The sequence below is a fragment of the Halogranum rubrum genome, assembly GCF_900114455.1.
GTDB lineage: Archaea > Halobacteriota > Halobacteria > Halobacteriales > Haloferacaceae > Halogranum > Halogranum rubrum.
In genome coordinates this window covers 1,491,599-1,505,259 of record NZ_FOTC01000001.1, presented here as the reverse complement: position 1 = coordinate 1,505,259, position 13,661 = coordinate 1,491,599, and the positions used below count along the sequence as shown (strand labels likewise).

Genomic DNA, 13,661 nt, shown 5'->3' with positions numbered 1-13,661 from the left:
GATGGCAGAACGATACAGTTCGTTCCAGGGCGGCACACAGCGATGGCTCTGGCAGCGCATCACGGCGGCGTTCCTCGTCGTCGTGCTCGCGTTCCACTTCTTCCTGCTTCACTTCGTGAACCACGCCAGCGAAGTGACGTTCGGGATGAGCGAGGCACGGATGCAGACGCTGACGTACTTCTCGCTGATGATTCTGTTCCTCATCACGGCGACGTTCCACGGCGTCAACGGCGTCTACAACGCGCTCGTCAACCAGGGACTCACCGGGCAGAAACTGACGGCCGTGAAGTGGACGCTCATCGTCGCGAGCGCCCTTCTCATCGTGCAGGGAGTCCGTACCGCACTGACGTGGGCTGGAGGCGTCCCAATCTAACATGAGTACACAAGTACCACAAGCAGAAGAGACCGAGGAGCAGCCGGCCGAAGAGAAGGCTTCGGTCCAAGAGAAGCGCAAACAGAAGAAACAGGAGCGCCGCGAGAAGGTCGAACGAGCCAAGCAGACGCTCGAACAGGAGCGTGACCTCTCGGGCGAGGACACCTACGCGCTGAAGGTGTTCCGCTACGACCCAGAAGTGGCGGCCAAACAGGAACCCCGATTCGACGAGTTCCACGTCCCGTTCCACAAGGGGATGACCGTCCTCGACGCGCTGATGTACGCCCGGGACCACTACGACGCCAGTCTGACCTTCCGGCACTCCTGTCGGCAGGCGGTCTGTGGGTCGGACGCGCTGTTCATCAACGGCCGGCAGCGACTCGGCTGTCAGACCCAGTTGTCGGACCTCGAACAGCCGGTTCGCATCGAACCGCTCCCCCACCAAGAGGTCGTGAAGGACCTCGTCGTGGATATGGAGCACTTCTACGACCAGATGGAGGCGGTCGAACCGTACTTCGACGCCGAAGAGACGCCGGAGGGCGAAGAACAGCGACAGAGCCGCGAGAACCACGAGAAGGTCAAGATGTCCACGCGCTGTATCTGGTGTGGTGCGTGTATGTCCTCGTGTAACATCGCCGCCGGTGACAACCAGTATCTCGGCCCCGCTGCCATCAACAAGGCCTACCGCTTCGCGATGGACGAGCGTGAGGGTGAGAACCGCAAGGAACACCGGATGGAGATTCTGGAACAGGAACACGGCGTCTGGCGCTGCCAGACGCAGTTCTCCTGTACGGAAGTGTGTCCGAAGGACATCCCGCTGACGGAGCACATTCAAGAGTTGAAGCGAGAGGCAGTCAAGAGCAACCTGAAGTTCTGGTAATCAAAGAGTAGACAACAATGTACGAACACGACGTTCTCGTCGTCGGCGCGGGCGGTGCGGGACTACGTGCGGCCGTCGCGGCCCACGAACAGGGTGCAGACGTCGCGATGGTGACGAAACTGCATCCGGTCCGCAGTCACACCGGCGCGGCCGAGGGCGGAATCAACGCAGCACTCCGCGAGGGCGACTCGTGGGACCTGCACGCATACGACACGATGAAGGGGTCCGACTATCTCGGTGACGCCCCCTCTATCGAGAAACTCGCGAAGGACGCACCCGGTGAGGTCATCAAGACCGAACACTGGGGGATGCCGTTCTCGCGCGAAGACGACGGTCGCGTCTCACAGCGGCCGTTCGGTGGTCTCTCGTTCCCGCGAACGACGTACGCGGGTGCCGAGACTGGTCACCACCTGTTGCACACGCTGTACGAACAGGTCGTCAAGCGAGGAATCACCGTCTACGACGAGTGGTACGTGATGAACCTCGCCGTGACGAACGAAGACGACCCCCGAGACCGGAGTTGTCACGGCGTCGTCGGCTACGACGTCCAGACCGGCAACATCGAGGGGTTCAAAGCTCGAAAGGGCGTCATCCTCGCGACCGGTGGTGTGGGCCAGGCGTTCGACCACACGACGAACGCCGTCTCCTGTACCGGCGACGGCCAGGCGATGGCCTACCGTGCAGGCGTTCCGATGGAGGACATGGAGTTCGTCCAGTTCCACCCGACGACGCTCCCCTCGACGGGTGTCCTCATCTCCGAGGGTGTCCGCGGTGAGGGTGGTATCCTCTACAACAAGAACGGCGAGCGGTTCATGTTCGAGTACGGGTACGCGAACAACGACGGCGAACTCGCCTCCCGCGACGTGGTGGCCCGTGCCGAGTTGACCGAGGTCAACGAGGGCCGCGGTATCGAAGACGAGTACGTCCACCTCGACATGCGGCACCTCGGCGAGGAGCGCATCATCGACCGACTGGAGAACATCCTCCACCTCGCACGCGACTTCGAGGGCGTCGACGGCCTCGAAGAACCAATGCCGGTCAAACCCGGCCAGCACTACGAGATGGGTGGCATCGAGACCAACGAACACGGTCAGACCTGCATCGAGGGTCTCTACGCCGCCGGCGAGTGTGCCTGTGCGAGCGTGCACGGCGCGAACCGTCTCGGTGGGAACGCCCTGCCCGAACTGATGGTGTTCGGTGCCCGCGCCGGCAACCACGCCGCCGGTATCGACCTCGGCGAACCCGAGGTCCAGACGGGCCGCACGGGCGACGAGGAACGTGACGAAGTCGACTCCTCGGTCACCCTCGGTGAAGAAGGCATCACCGGCAGTGCCCTCGCAGACGGCGGTGCGACGCTCTCGTCGCCGGACGAGGTGCTACGCGCGACGGTCGACCGCGAGAAACAGCGCGTCGACCACCTCATGTCGAAAGAAGAGGGCCTCCAGCACGCCGAGATTCGGGCGAAGGTTCAGAAGGCGATGACCCGCTGGGTCAACGTCTTCCGCGAGAAAGAGGGTCTCCAGAAGGCGCTCGAAGTCATCCGCGAGGCGCGCGAACTCTACGAGGAGGTCTACGTGGCCGACCCCTCGAAGACGTTCAACACCGACCTGCAGATGACCTACGAGACGCGCAACGTCATCGACGTCGCCGAGGCCATCACCGTCGGCGCACTCGTCCGCGAGGAGTTCCGCGGCGCACACTGGCGCAAGGAACACCAAGAGCGCAAAGACGAGAACTGGCTCAAGCACACGATGCTCGACTGGAACGGCGGCAGCCCCGAAGTCTACTACAAGCCCGTCGTCCTCGAAGGCGAGGACAAGACGTACGAACCGAAAGAACGCAGTTACTGACGCTCGGGCGCTTTTTGCGGAGTTTACGGAGCCAGCAGTCCGATACTGGTCGAGACAGAGAGCACCGTGTCTGCTCGACGCGCTCGACTCACTTGCCACGTACGTCGCCGCCGTCCGGTGACGAAGGTATTTGTATCCACCCCGCCTACCGTGTGACGGAAGGGTGGCTCAGTGGTAGAGCATCACCGTTGAGGGCACTTGCCCGTCGCGGTGGATTATTGGCTTCGCGTGGTTCGACTCCCGCCCCTTCCGTCTCACTTCGTTGTCGACGACAGTCGAAACGTCGAGCGTCGCGGGTAGGGTTCACCCAGTTATCTCCGGCCGAATCGACGTATTCGCCTGCTTTGTCCGTCTTCACCTCGCCGAATATTCGACAATCGTTGAAGAGGGGTTTTACTATCGTCGAACTCACAGTCAGTAGCAACGATGCAGCAGACGACGCAATCGGCACAGTCGACGACGGTCCCACGAGCGGTACAGTCCCCCCGAGCGAAACTCGTCTATCTCTACCTCGCGACACACGGCGCGACGACGCTCGCCGAACTCGAAACTGCCCTCGACATGAAGAAACTCTCGCTCTACAGCATCCTCCGAACGCTCGTCGACCGGTCGTTCGTTACTCACGACGCAGAGCACTACGAGATTCGGTCGAGATAGAGCGTTCGCTCAGGGCAGCTAAAACACGCTCAAGACGACACCGATCAAGATGAGCGCGAAGATGAGGAGTACGATTCCGAGGAAGAACGTATCGGAGGCATGCATACTCCTTACTTGGTGATGCTCGAATAAACAGTCGTCGGCGGAGACAGATTACTCGTCGTCGACGTCGCCTTGTTCGGGTTGATTCTGGTCCGGGAGCAACATATCCGGGTGACGTCTCGACCGTGGCTGAGAGAGGAACTGGCGGATTCGCTCTTCTTCGTCGACCGTCTCGTCGGAAGAGGACATATCTGGTTCGTCTCTACCGACTTACATGAATTGTGGGCCTGGGTTATCATGCCCGTCTCCACGTGGGTGCTCTCGGGAGCACTCCCGAGTGGACCGCATGCTTCCGGCCGAGAAATATCGCAACTTAAGAACTTGTAGCTCGTAGACATGGTATGCCAACCCTCCAGACACGAGGCGACGCCGCGACAGTCCGTATCACTCGCACGATGAACGACCACGGCGCGATGACCGTCGAGGTACACGATACCTACGCAACTCGCCACGTCGTCGAGTACGCCTCCGCGGAACTGCAGGCGACGCTCCACCAACTGCCGACCGGGTCGTCGATTCCACTCGAACTCGAATCCGTGGGGTCGCGGGCCAACGCGTGGCGTGCGGTCCGCATCTGTGGGAGTTCTCGGTAGAGCGTCCAGCCGACCGAAGCTTTCCAGCGACTCGCAGAACTCGTTGGCGGACGAACAGTATCCCCAGGCTACGCGCATCTCACTAGTCGGTTCCCAAAACCCTCGCCCGTCTCCTGCTCGATTCACTCGTCGGATTGCTCGCCATCTTCGTCGTCGGATACGTCGCCGACGCCATCCTCGACGTGATGCTCCCGGGCGACCCGTTCGGTGACTTCCTTCCGCTCGCACTCGGGGTGGTCGGTGCGTTCGTCGTTCTGACTGCGTGGAGCTATCAGCGACAGAGACAGCTCCCCCGGGAACCGACGGCGCAGAAGTAGTCACGTACCGCGTGTTGGTCTTCACTGACGTTCAGACACGAGAAGCCAGGAGTGGGATTTGAACCCACGAAGTCTCGATTACAAGTCGAGTGCATGAACCCCCCATGCTCTCCTGGCACACAGACCGACAGCACGTCGTCGCCGACACATCGTCTCCGGGTCAATCGTCTTGCCTCGTCTTATTATCGTTTTCGACACGCTTCTCCAGTTCCACGCGGTGGGGTTCGTACCCGTGTCGCCGATAGAAGCGTCTTGCAGCCTCGTTCGTGGCCATCGCGTCCAGTGTGACGGCGTCGAGACCGGCCGCGACGAGGCGGGACTCCGCCGCCGCGAGTAACGCTGCACCGATACCCTCGTTTCGGTAGTCGGGAGCGACGTAGAGATTCTCGATGACCCCACGTGAGACGTCTTGGTCGTAGTGTCCACCTTCGGGTGCGAACATGACGAACCCAGCAATCGTCTCCGCTGGTTCGTCTACCCGAGCGACGAGCAGTCCTTCGGTGGCGACGTGGTGAGCGACGGAGTCGCGGGCGATTTCACGGTTCGTCGTGGCGTAGAGATGTGACCCGTAGTCGCGCTGTCCGGCGGCGAGGTCGACCCAGAGGTCAGTGAGCGTCTCCACGTCGGCGACCGTCGGCGACTCTATCTCTACCGAGATGTCCGTACGTGCGATGACGGCTACTCCTCTCTCCAACGATTAAGCAGTTTCTTCACGACGCCGATACAGCAGACGTGCACGATACCGCACACGTCTGGATACCGATGGACAGCTTCCCAATTACCCTCATGGATAGTAGGAATCCTTTTATGTGGGTGTCTGTCTCACACTAACGTGTGGTTGATTAACAATGGGGATAGCAGATAATACCTCTCGTGGTCGGCAGTTCATAACCGAGCGGCCGATGGTACTTCTAGGGCTCATCGTCGGCCTGGTCGTGCTGTTCGACCTCGGGAACAAACTGATGACTGGACAGGTCACGGCGTCGACACTCTTCGTTCTCGTCTGGCGTGGCATCGTCAACGGTCTGGTCATCGGTCTCGCCGGCGTCGGCCTCTCGATGACGTACAGCATTCTAAACTTCGCGAACTTCGCACACGGGGACTACATCTCTAGCGGTGCGTTCGCTGGCTGGGCAGCGACGTGGGTCGTTGCTGGACTCGGCGTCGCCGATATCGGGAGTCTCATCGTACTCGGTGCGGGTGGAGACGTCTACTCGTCACAACTACAGACGAGCGTCGTCGGTGCACCGCTGGCCATCGTCATCGGTATCGTCGTCGCCGGGGCCGGTGCCATCGCACTCTCTTTGGTCGTCGACCGACTCGTCTACAAGCCGATGCGAAACCAAGACGGCATCGCACTGCTCATCGCCAGTATCGGTGTCGCGTTCATCCTGCGCTACCTGCTCGTGTTCGTCTTCGGTTCGGCCCCACGTTCGGTCGCAGAGACACCACCGGCGGTCAAAGGGACGCTCGCAGGCGTCCAGTACAGTTTCGGATACCACGAACTGACGCTCGTCGTCTGCGCTATCGCGCTGATGGTCGGTGTGCATCTCCTGCTCCAGCGAACGAAACTGGGGAAGGCGATGCGAGCGATGTCCGACAACAAAGACCTCGCACGCGTGACGGGGATTCCAACCGAGCAGGTCATCCGCTGGACGTGGGTCATCGGTGCCGGTCTCGCCGGCGTCGCCGGCTACTTACTCATCCTCGAATCGGGAACCATCGCCTACAACCGTGGCTGGATTCTCCTGCTTCTCATCTTCGCCGCCGTCATCCTCGGCGGTATCGGGTCGATTTACGGCGCGATTCTGGGTGGTCTCGTCATCGGTCTCGCCGACACGGTGTCGCTCGTCTGGCTTCCCAGTGAGTTCACGCAGGCGGCCGCGTTCGGCCTGATGATTCTCATCCTCCTGTTCAAGCCAAACGGGTTGTTCGCCGGGAGGACGACCGCATGAGCGTCCGCGAGTATCTCGACCGGTTCCTCGGCGACGAGTCAGAGACGGGAACCCCGATACAACGAATCGTGGGTAGTGACGCGGCGCTCGTCGTCGGTCTCTTGCTCGCCGTCTACGTCGTCTTCATCGCCATCGGGACGGTCCTCGGCTACGGTATCAACGGCCAGGTCAACGCGCTCGCCCGACTCACCTTCTTGACGGCCGTCTACGCGCTGGCCGTGTTGGCGCTCAACCTCCACTGGGGGTACACGGGGCTGTTCAACATCGGCGTCGCCGGCTTCATGGCCGTCGGGACGTACACGATGATGATGGTCTCGGCCGCGCCCGACGCGCGCGTCCCGGGTCTCGGCCTGCCCCTCTGGGTGGGCATCCTCGCGGGGATGGCCGCCGCGGCGTTCATCGGTCTCATCGCCGCGCTTCCGGCGCTCCGACTGCGGGCCGACTACCTCGCTATCGTCACCATCGCGTTCTCGGAGATCATCCGTATCTCGTATCTCTCCTCGACGCTCCAGTCGTTCACCATCGCCGGCACGGAACTCGGAACCGGTGGCGGTGGCGGCATCGGTATCCAAAACGACCCCGATACAGTCATCTTGGAGACGCTGAACGCCATCCCCGGCATCGGGTCGGTCATCGGCGGTATCACGAGTGTCGCACAGAACGCGGGCGTCCAACCGAGCGTCGTCAACAACTGGCTGTACGCCATCGTCTTGCTCGTCTTCGTCGTCGCGTTCTACTGGCTACTCGCCCGCATCGGGAACTCGCCGTTCGGTCGCGTGCTGAAAGCCATCCGCGAAGACGAGGACGTCGCTCGCGCACTCGGCAAGAACACGAACCTGTTCAAGATCAAGTCGTTCATGGTTGGCTGTGCGCTGATGGGGCTCGCCGGTATTCTCTGGCAGGGAAGTCTCGGCTTCGTCAACCCCAACACGTTCCTGCCGCAGGTGACGTTCTTCATCTGGATTGCGCTCATCATCGGCGGTGCAGGCTCGAACACGGGGAGTGTCGTCGGCGCGGCGCTGTTCGCCGCCGTCCTGTTCGAAGGGCCACGCTACGTCGCGAACGTCGCGAGTCAGACGCTCGAACTCGGGAGTTCGCCGTCGACGTTCGCCGGTGCCGTCGGCGCGCTGTTCGACCTCGAAGTCGCGACGTTCTTCGCCTACGCGCTGAACAACATCGCCTCGCTTCGACTCATTCTCGTGGGTCTCGTGCTCATCTGGCTGATGCAGAACCGCCCCGAGGGCTTACTCGGCCACCGAAAGGAGACGGCGTCGAGTATCCCACTCGGCCGACCGACGCGTGACTCGGCCGTCACCGACGGAGGTGAAGAGCAGTGAGCGACACCGCCGACACCGCCTCGGCGACGTCCCGCGACGCCGACACCGTCGACGCCGACGAGACGGGGACGCCGGACGGAACGGTGACAAACGAGGAAACGACGCCACCGCTCAAGGTGCAAAACCTACGGAAGACGTTCGGCGGCATCACCGCCGTCGACGACACCTCCTTCGAAATCGAGGAGGGCAAGATAACCGGTCTCATCGGCCCGAACGGCGCGGGGAAGTCGACGACGTTCAACCTCATCACGGGCTTTCTGAGCCCCGACAGCGGGACCGTCGAACTCTACGGACAGGACATCACGGGGATGCGACCGTACAAGATTGCCGACCGTGGCATGGTTCGGACGTTCCAAATCGCCCGTGAGCTGTCGGATATGACCGTCTTGGAGAACATGATGCTCGCTCCGAAACACCAGCGTGGCGAAGCGCTGTGGCGCTCTGTCGTCCCCGGCACTCGCGCACAGGTGATGGAAGACGAACAGGACGTCCTCGAACGGGCGTGGGAGATGCTCGACTTCTTCGACATCGACCACCTCGCCGACGAGTACGCGGGGAACCTCTCGGGCGGCCAGCGAAAACTGCTGGAGATGGCTCGGGCGCTCATGACCGACCCGGACATCCTGCTCCTCGACGAACCGTTCGCCGGGGTCAACCCGTCGCTCGAAGAGAAACTACTGGAACACATCCGCGAACTCCGCGAACAGGGCTACACGTTCCTCTTGGTCGAACACGACATCGACCTCATCATGGAGAACTGTTCGCGCGTGCTCGTCCTGCATCAAGGGAAGTTGCTCGCCGAAGGGCCACCGGAGGCGATCAAATCCGACGAACGCGTCATCGAGGCCTACCTCGGAGGTGAGGTCGAATGAGTCTCCTCAACGTGAGTTCGCTCGACGCTGGCTACGGCGACTTACAGATTCTCACGGACCTCGACTTGGAAGTCGAGGATGGCGAGTACGTCACCATCGTCGGTCCCAACGGGGCAGGCAAGTCGACGGCGATGAAGTCCGTCTTCGGGTTGACCTCCCACATGGGCGGGACGGTCACGTTCGACGGCGACGACATCACCGGACTCCCGCCAGAGGAGATTATCCACTACGGCGTCGGCTACGTCCCACAGAACGACAACATCTTCGGGTCGCTGACCGTCCGCGAGAATCTGGAGATGGGTGCGTACATCCTCGACGAGGTGCCCGAACCGGCACTCAGAGCGGTGTTCGACCGCTTCCCCATCCTCGAAGAGCGCCAAGAACAGAAGGCGGGAACGATGAGCGGTGGGCAGCGACAGATGCTCGCGATGGGTCGTGCACTGATGCTCGAACCGGACCTCCTCTTGCTGGACGAACCGTCTGCCGGTCTGGCACCTGACCTCGTCCAGGACATGTTCGACCGCATCGACGACATCAACGACAGCGGCACGGCTATCCTGATGGTCGAACAGAACGCGAAAGAGGCGTTGCGTCGGTGTGACCGCGGGTACGTACTCGTCAACGGGCAGAACGGCTACGTCGGTAGCGGCGACGAACTACTCGGTGACGATGAAGTCCGCCAGCGGTTCCTCGGGGGATAGGTCGGTTCCGAGACCGAGATTCGGTTCGTACCCTTCGTCCTTGTTTCTGCGGTACTCACGACTGGCCGACTACCTACTGGTCGAGCGACGCCGCGGCTTTCCTAATGTGATAGTGGACCTCGTCGCGCTCGGCCGCGTGATACGCCTGGCGGAGATGATACTCGAACCCTCGACTCGTGTGACTCGCCTCGCTCTGTAGTTCGGTCGTAGCCACTCGTCGGGGAGTGCGCTGCAAAAAAATCGGGGTCGTCGTCGGTGAGTTACGCTTCGAACTGGATGGTCTCGACGACTTCGATTCCCGTCTCGGTGTCGGGGGCGAACTGCCAGACGGAGTAGGAGACCGCCTTCATGTCGCCGTTGTCGTCGAAGTCGACGGCGCTGGACGCACCGGCGTAGTTGATGGCCTCGCCGTTGGCGGCCATCGTCACACCCTCTGCGAGGTTCTCGACGGTGACTTCGGTTCCGTCGGGGTTCGAAACCTCTCGTATCGCGTCACGGACGGCAGTACCGTTGTTCTCGCCCGCCATCGCGTTGGCGAGGATGAGCGTCGCGGCGGCGTCGTAGGAGTGAGCGTTGAAGACCGAAGGGTCGCGGTCGTACTCTTCTCTGTACGCCGAAGCGAACGCGTCGGCGGCCGGGCCGGACGGTTGCGGGGCCGTTCCCATCACGTTCTCCATCGGGTTGCCGACCTGTTTCTGCATCTGGGCGTCCTGCATCCCGTCGGTGACGAGGATGTCGGTGCCGTCGTCGTAGTCGGCGTAGTAGTCTTTGAACAGTTGGACACCCGACGCCGGGTAGCCGATGACGACGAGGACGTCAGGGCTGTTGCTGAGCGCCGACTGGAGCTTCGAGGTGTACGACGACTGCTGTTTCTCGAAGGAGACCTCGTTTTGAATCGTCCCGCCGCTCTCTTCGAACGCACTGACGAACGCCTGCGAGAGCAGTTGTCCGTAGTCGTTGTTGACGTACATCGTCGCGGCCGTCGACGCGCCGACGGTGTCGTTCGCGACCTGCGAGACGACCTGCCCCTGTAGGGAGTCAGATGGCGCCGTCCGGAAGATGAAGCCGTTGTCTTCGAGATCCGTGACGCTGGGTGCTGTACTGGAAGGCGAGACGCCGACCACCTGGTTCGGGATGAACACCTGCCGTGAGACCTGAATGTTCACACCGGAGGAGGCGGGACCACAGACACCGGGAATACCGGCGTTGATGAGGTTGTTCGCCGCACTGATACCTGCGGAGGGCGAGGTCTGGGTGTCCTCGACGGTCTCTTCGACGGTCAGCCCCCCGAGGTCGGCGTCTGCCAACTGTTTCGAGGGAAGGATTGCGGCGTCACGCATCGGTGTTCCGACAGAGCCGAGGTCACCGCTCAGGGGGAGGAGGACACCGTACTGAATCGTCCGGTCCATCGACCCGCTGCCGCCGTCTCCGCCACCGGTTTCGGTGCCGGTGCTTCCACCGTCACCGCCGTCACCGCCGTCACCGCCATCACCGCCATCACCGCCATCACCACCGTCGCCGCCGCTCGTACAGCCAGCGAGGCCAACAATACCCGCAGTTCCGACTCCTTTCATGAAGTCACGCCGTTCGATATCACGCAACATACCCGCAAGGTGGGAGGTCCGGTTTATAAAGTTATCTCTCGTCCCCCCGTCACGGCCGACGATTTGGTTAGTAACGGCGCAATCTTCGCATCACTGTGCAACTATGCGCATCGTCGGTTCACACTTCGCGACAGTCGGCACAGATGAGTTGTCCGTTCATATTCGAGAGGTCACGCACGAGCGACCCACAGACCTCACAGATACTCTGTGTGGAGAACTCCTCGGCTTCAGTTTCGTAGTCCGACCCGTCGGCTACGAGTTCGCCGTCGTTCTCGTCGGCTAGCGGGGCGTCGTAGTCGTTCTCGACGCTTCGAGACGACGTCGCCGCCATGACCTCTCGTTCGGTGAGCAAGCCGACGAACTCACCCTCGTCGAAGACGAGGAGGTGACTCGTCGGCTCGGAGAACATGATTCCGGCTGCCTCGTCGACGTCTGCGAGCGTCGTAATCCGGGGCGCAGGTTCGGACATCGCTTCCGACACCGGACGCTCGGCGGCGTCTCCGCCGTCGACGAGCGTGGCGAGCGCGTCGTGACACGTCAACATACCCACCGGGTCTCGTCCGCGGAGAACGACGATGGTGTCTGTCTCTTCTTCGAGCATCAGTTCCGTCGCTGCCTGCACCGTGTCCGATTCACTCACCCCGACGTACTCCATCCCGATGATATCACGGACAGTGACATTCTCACGCATGCTCGAATCTTGGCGCGAGCGGGGCTAAAAGTTACCTCCAGCAGGTTTATCAGCTGAGAGACGCTATCTGAAGCTTCGGATTTTCGCCACCTCGGTCGCGGACGACGGGGACGCCTGCCTCACGACAGTGTTCCAGTGCGTGTTTCGCTTTCATCCCCGCTTCCTGTGCGGTGTAGCCGGTACCGACACCGACTTTCAGGTCGACGGTTGCCGTCTCCCGGACGTGGTCGATGGCGTCGTGGTAGTCCTGGTCCGAGAGCGAGGGACAGACCGCGATGACGTTGTCGCCACCGGCGAAGAAGGCGAGTGCGCCGTGTTCCTCACGGAGATAGCGTGCGAGCGCCGCGTAGCCACGTTCGATAGCGAGGTACGCATCGTACTCGTTCAACTGGTCGGTGTAGACGCCGGTAGCGTCGTCGACGTCGAAGTGCGCGACGTGGAGGTCCTCGTCGCTTCTCGCCGTCTTCGAGAGTGGGTCACCGCCGAAGACTTCCGTTCGGTCGCTGTCTTGCGCACTTCCTGCCTCGTGCAGATGCGTACTGGCCTCGTCGAGTGCGTCGGCGGGTCGCCGACCAGAGCCGATACCGAGACTCACGGTGATCGGATACCGGTTCCCGAGCGACTCCTGCAGCGACTCGTGTGCGCGGCGGTCGAGTCCGTTCGTGACCGCGACGAGGTTGTCGTAGCGGGTCGGAAAGACGTACCCGCCGTAGCCGCCGACGAACTGCGCGACGTCGGCGAAGAGTCGTGTCTGGAGCGTCTGGAGGTCCATCTCTCGTCGTGGCTCGGGCGTCACGGTCCACGGGCCGTAGTTATCGAGTTGGAGGTGGGTCAACTGGACGTTCGTCACGTTTGTGGAGTGCATCCAGTAAGTGATAAGGGCTACTGAATCTCTCGATGCATGAGACCTGTAGTCACGCTCGTCGTGTCGACGTCTCGTCACCCCGTCCCGACGTCACCGTCTGCGACGGCGACACACGCGTCGGGTGAAACAGTAACTTCAAACCGATTCGGCGGAGTTTTTCGGGCATGACCATCCCGTCGTTCGTCATCGGCATCGCGGGCGGGACCGGGGCCGGCAAGACGACGGTTTCGCGGCTCATCACCGAGAACGTCGGCGAATCGGTCACGCGCATCCCGCTTGACAACTACTACAACGACCTCAGTCACCTCGACATGGAAGAGCGTGAGGAGGTCAACTACGACCATCCCTCGGCGTTCGAGTGGGACCTCCTGCGGGAGCAACTGACCGACCTCTTGGAAGGGCGAGCGGTCGACATGCCGCAGTACGACTTCTCGATACACAACCGGAAGGACGAACGCGTTCGCGTCGAACCGACGGACGTCATTATCCTCGAAGGTATCCTCGCGCTGTACGACGAGGAGATAAACGACATGATGGACCTCTGTCTCTACGTCGAGACGGACGCAGACGTGCGAATCCTTCGACGTATCCAACGCGACGTCGTCGACCGAGGCCGCGATTTGGAAGGTGTGATGAATCAGTATCTCTCGACGGTGAAACCGATGCACGAGCAGTTCATCGAACCCTCGAAGAAACACGCCGACCTCATCATCCCGGAAGGAGCCAACAGCGTCGCCGTCAACATCCTCGAAGAGAAAGTGCAGGCCGAGGCGGCCGGTGAGACAGGCCGCGATTGGGAGCGAAAAGACTTCGAGAAGCGACTCAGCGAGAACGTCGGGGTCGAATCGTCGGAAGACTGAGTCG

Annotated in this window: 17 protein-coding genes and 2 tRNA genes; 12 read left to right on the top strand and 7 right to left on the bottom strand. The window is 61.7% G+C overall.

Translation table 11 applies throughout. From position 1 onward, the window contains the following. The first annotated feature begins 1 nt into the window (after position 1). The 5 genes from BM083_RS07500 (at position 2) to BM083_RS07480 (ending at position 3,760) form a co-directional block, all read left to right on the top strand. Positions 2 to 373 carry a succinate dehydrogenase/fumarate reductase transmembrane subunit gene (locus BM083_RS07500; RefSeq protein ID WP_009367457.1) on the top strand — a complete coding sequence of 124 codons (372 nt, stop codon included), beginning with the start codon at positions 2 to 4 and terminating at the stop codon, positions 371 to 373. Between the two features lies 1 nt (position 374). Then, positions 375 to 1,253, top strand: coding sequence for a succinate dehydrogenase/fumarate reductase iron-sulfur subunit (locus BM083_RS07495; protein ID WP_089867812.1), 879 nt, complete (start codon positions 375 to 377; stop codon positions 1,251 to 1,253). 17 nt (positions 1,254 to 1,270) lie between these two features. Continuing rightward, positions 1,271 to 3,103: an FAD-binding protein gene (locus BM083_RS07490; protein ID WP_009367459.1), complete on the top strand. Its 1,833-nt coding sequence runs from the start codon at positions 1,271 to 1,273 to the stop codon at positions 3,101 to 3,103. 157 nt (positions 3,104 to 3,260) lie between these two features. Further along, positions 3,261 to 3,355, top strand: a tRNA-Ser gene (locus BM083_RS07485). A gap of 174 nt (positions 3,356 to 3,529) precedes the next feature. After that, entirely contained in the window at positions 3,530 to 3,760 is a 231-nt protein-coding gene (locus BM083_RS07480; RefSeq protein WP_009367461.1) for a TrmB family transcriptional regulator, read from the top strand. 153 nt (positions 3,761 to 3,913) lie between these two features. Here the strand turns inward: BM083_RS07480 and BM083_RS23230 are convergent, their stop codons facing one another. Continuing rightward, complete coding sequence (locus tag BM083_RS23230; protein WP_177197566.1) at positions 3,914 to 4,051, bottom strand: hypothetical protein; 138 nt, start codon at positions 4,049 to 4,051, stop codon at positions 3,914 to 3,916. Between the two features lie 152 nt (positions 4,052 to 4,203). Here BM083_RS23230 and BM083_RS07475 point away from each other — a divergent pair, with 152 nt between their 5' ends. Together BM083_RS07475 and BM083_RS07470 are read left to right on the top strand one after the other, a co-directional pair. Then, complete coding sequence (locus BM083_RS07475) at positions 4,204 to 4,455, top strand: DUF7999 family protein (RefSeq protein ID WP_089867809.1); 252 nt, start codon at positions 4,204 to 4,206, stop codon at positions 4,453 to 4,455. A gap of 134 nt (positions 4,456 to 4,589) precedes the next feature. Continuing rightward, positions 4,590 to 4,772, top strand: coding sequence for a hypothetical protein (locus BM083_RS07470; RefSeq protein ID WP_089867805.1), 183 nt, complete (start codon positions 4,590 to 4,592; stop codon positions 4,770 to 4,772). Positions 4,773 to 4,815: 43 nt separating this feature from the next. Here the strand turns inward: BM083_RS07470 and BM083_RS07465 are convergent. Together BM083_RS07465 and BM083_RS07460 are read right to left on the bottom strand one after the other, a co-directional pair. After that, positions 4,816 to 4,889, bottom strand: a tRNA-Thr gene (locus tag BM083_RS07465). A 43-nt stretch (positions 4,890 to 4,932) separates the two neighbouring features. Then, positions 4,933 to 5,466 (bottom strand): GNAT family N-acetyltransferase, encoded by a 534-nt coding sequence (locus BM083_RS07460; protein WP_009367465.1) that lies wholly within the window; start codon positions 5,464 to 5,466, stop codon positions 4,933 to 4,935. 154 nt (positions 5,467 to 5,620) lie between these two features. Here BM083_RS07460 and BM083_RS07455 point away from each other — a divergent pair, with 154 nt between their 5' ends. From BM083_RS07455 to BM083_RS07440, 4 genes are all read left to right on the top strand, one after another. Next, a complete protein-coding gene (locus BM083_RS07455) occupies positions 5,621 to 6,727 on the top strand; it encodes a branched-chain amino acid ABC transporter permease (protein WP_089867802.1) in 1,107 nt (368 codons plus the stop codon). Beyond that, positions 6,724 to 8,064 carry a branched-chain amino acid ABC transporter permease gene (locus BM083_RS07450; RefSeq protein ID WP_177197565.1) on the top strand — a complete coding sequence of 447 codons (1,341 nt, stop codon included), beginning with the start codon at positions 6,724 to 6,726 and terminating at the stop codon, positions 8,062 to 8,064. Before BM083_RS07455 ends, BM083_RS07450 begins: the two co-directional genes overlap by 4 nt. A gap of 83 nt (positions 8,065 to 8,147) precedes the next feature. Beyond that, positions 8,148 to 8,936: an ABC transporter ATP-binding protein gene (locus BM083_RS07445; protein WP_394327591.1), complete on the top strand. Its 789-nt coding sequence runs from the start codon at positions 8,148 to 8,150 to the stop codon at positions 8,934 to 8,936. Then, complete coding sequence (locus tag BM083_RS07440) at positions 8,933 to 9,637, top strand: ABC transporter ATP-binding protein (RefSeq protein WP_009367469.1); 705 nt, start codon at positions 8,933 to 8,935, stop codon at positions 9,635 to 9,637. Before BM083_RS07445 ends, BM083_RS07440 begins: the two co-directional genes overlap by 4 nt. A 73-nt stretch (positions 9,638 to 9,710) precedes the next feature. Here the strand turns inward: BM083_RS07440 and BM083_RS23225 are convergent, their stop codons facing one another. The 4 genes from BM083_RS23225 to BM083_RS07425 form a co-directional block, all read right to left on the bottom strand. Next, positions 9,711 to 9,851, bottom strand: a complete 141-nt coding sequence (locus BM083_RS23225) for a hypothetical protein (RefSeq protein WP_177197564.1) — start codon at positions 9,849 to 9,851, stop codon at positions 9,711 to 9,713. A gap of 46 nt (positions 9,852 to 9,897) precedes the next feature. Continuing rightward, on the bottom strand, positions 9,898 to 11,241 hold the full coding sequence (locus BM083_RS07435) for an ABC transporter substrate-binding protein (RefSeq protein WP_089867794.1): 1,344 nt from the start codon (positions 11,239 to 11,241) through the stop codon (positions 9,898 to 9,900). Between the two features lie 118 nt (positions 11,242 to 11,359). Then, complete coding sequence (locus tag BM083_RS07430) at positions 11,360 to 11,932, bottom strand: CBS domain-containing protein (RefSeq protein WP_089867790.1); 573 nt, start codon at positions 11,930 to 11,932, stop codon at positions 11,360 to 11,362. A gap of 49 nt (positions 11,933 to 11,981) precedes the next feature. Next, a complete protein-coding gene (locus tag BM083_RS07425; RefSeq protein ID WP_089868434.1) occupies positions 11,982 to 12,782 on the bottom strand; it encodes a GTP cyclohydrolase III in 801 nt (266 codons plus the stop codon). 179 nt (positions 12,783 to 12,961) lie between these two features. On the opposite strand from BM083_RS07425, the gene udk reads away from it, so the two are divergent. Further along, positions 12,962 to 13,657: a uridine kinase gene (gene udk / locus BM083_RS07420; protein WP_089867787.1), complete on the top strand. Its 696-nt coding sequence runs from the start codon at positions 12,962 to 12,964 to the stop codon at positions 13,655 to 13,657. Positions 13,658 to 13,661: the final 4 nt, after the last annotated feature.

Excerpts from the sequence above, each read along its gene's own strand:
- BM083_RS07500 (WP_009367457.1), top strand. The coding sequence starts at position 2 with ATGGCAGAACGATACAGTTCGTTCCAGGGCGGCACACAGCGATGGCTC.
- BM083_RS07495 (WP_089867812.1), top strand. The coding sequence starts at position 375 with ATGAGTACACAAGTACCACAAGCAGAAGAGACCGAGGAGCAGCCGGCC.
- BM083_RS07490 (WP_009367459.1), top strand. The coding sequence starts at position 1,271 with ATGTACGAACACGACGTTCTCGTCGTCGGCGCGGGCGGTGCGGGACTA.
- BM083_RS07480 (WP_009367461.1), top strand. The coding sequence starts at position 3,530 with ATGCAGCAGACGACGCAATCGGCACAGTCGACGACGGTCCCACGAGCG.
- BM083_RS23230 (WP_177197566.1), bottom strand. The coding sequence starts at position 4,051 with ATGTCCTCTTCCGACGAGACGGTCGACGAAGAAGAGCGAATCCGCCAG.
- BM083_RS07475 (WP_089867809.1), top strand. The coding sequence starts at position 4,204 with ATGCCAACCCTCCAGACACGAGGCGACGCCGCGACAGTCCGTATCACT.
- BM083_RS07455 (WP_089867802.1), top strand. The coding sequence starts at position 5,621 with ATGGGGATAGCAGATAATACCTCTCGTGGTCGGCAGTTCATAACCGAG.
- BM083_RS07450 (WP_177197565.1), top strand. The coding sequence starts at position 6,724 with ATGAGCGTCCGCGAGTATCTCGACCGGTTCCTCGGCGACGAGTCAGAG.
- BM083_RS07440 (WP_009367469.1), top strand. The coding sequence starts at position 8,933 with ATGAGTCTCCTCAACGTGAGTTCGCTCGACGCTGGCTACGGCGACTTA.
- BM083_RS07435 (WP_089867794.1), bottom strand. The coding sequence starts at position 11,241 with ATGTTGCGTGATATCGAACGGCGTGACTTCATGAAAGGAGTCGGAACT.
- BM083_RS07430 (WP_089867790.1), bottom strand. The coding sequence starts at position 11,932 with ATGCGTGAGAATGTCACTGTCCGTGATATCATCGGGATGGAGTACGTC.
- udk (WP_089867787.1), top strand. The coding sequence starts at position 12,962 with ATGACCATCCCGTCGTTCGTCATCGGCATCGCGGGCGGGACCGGGGCC.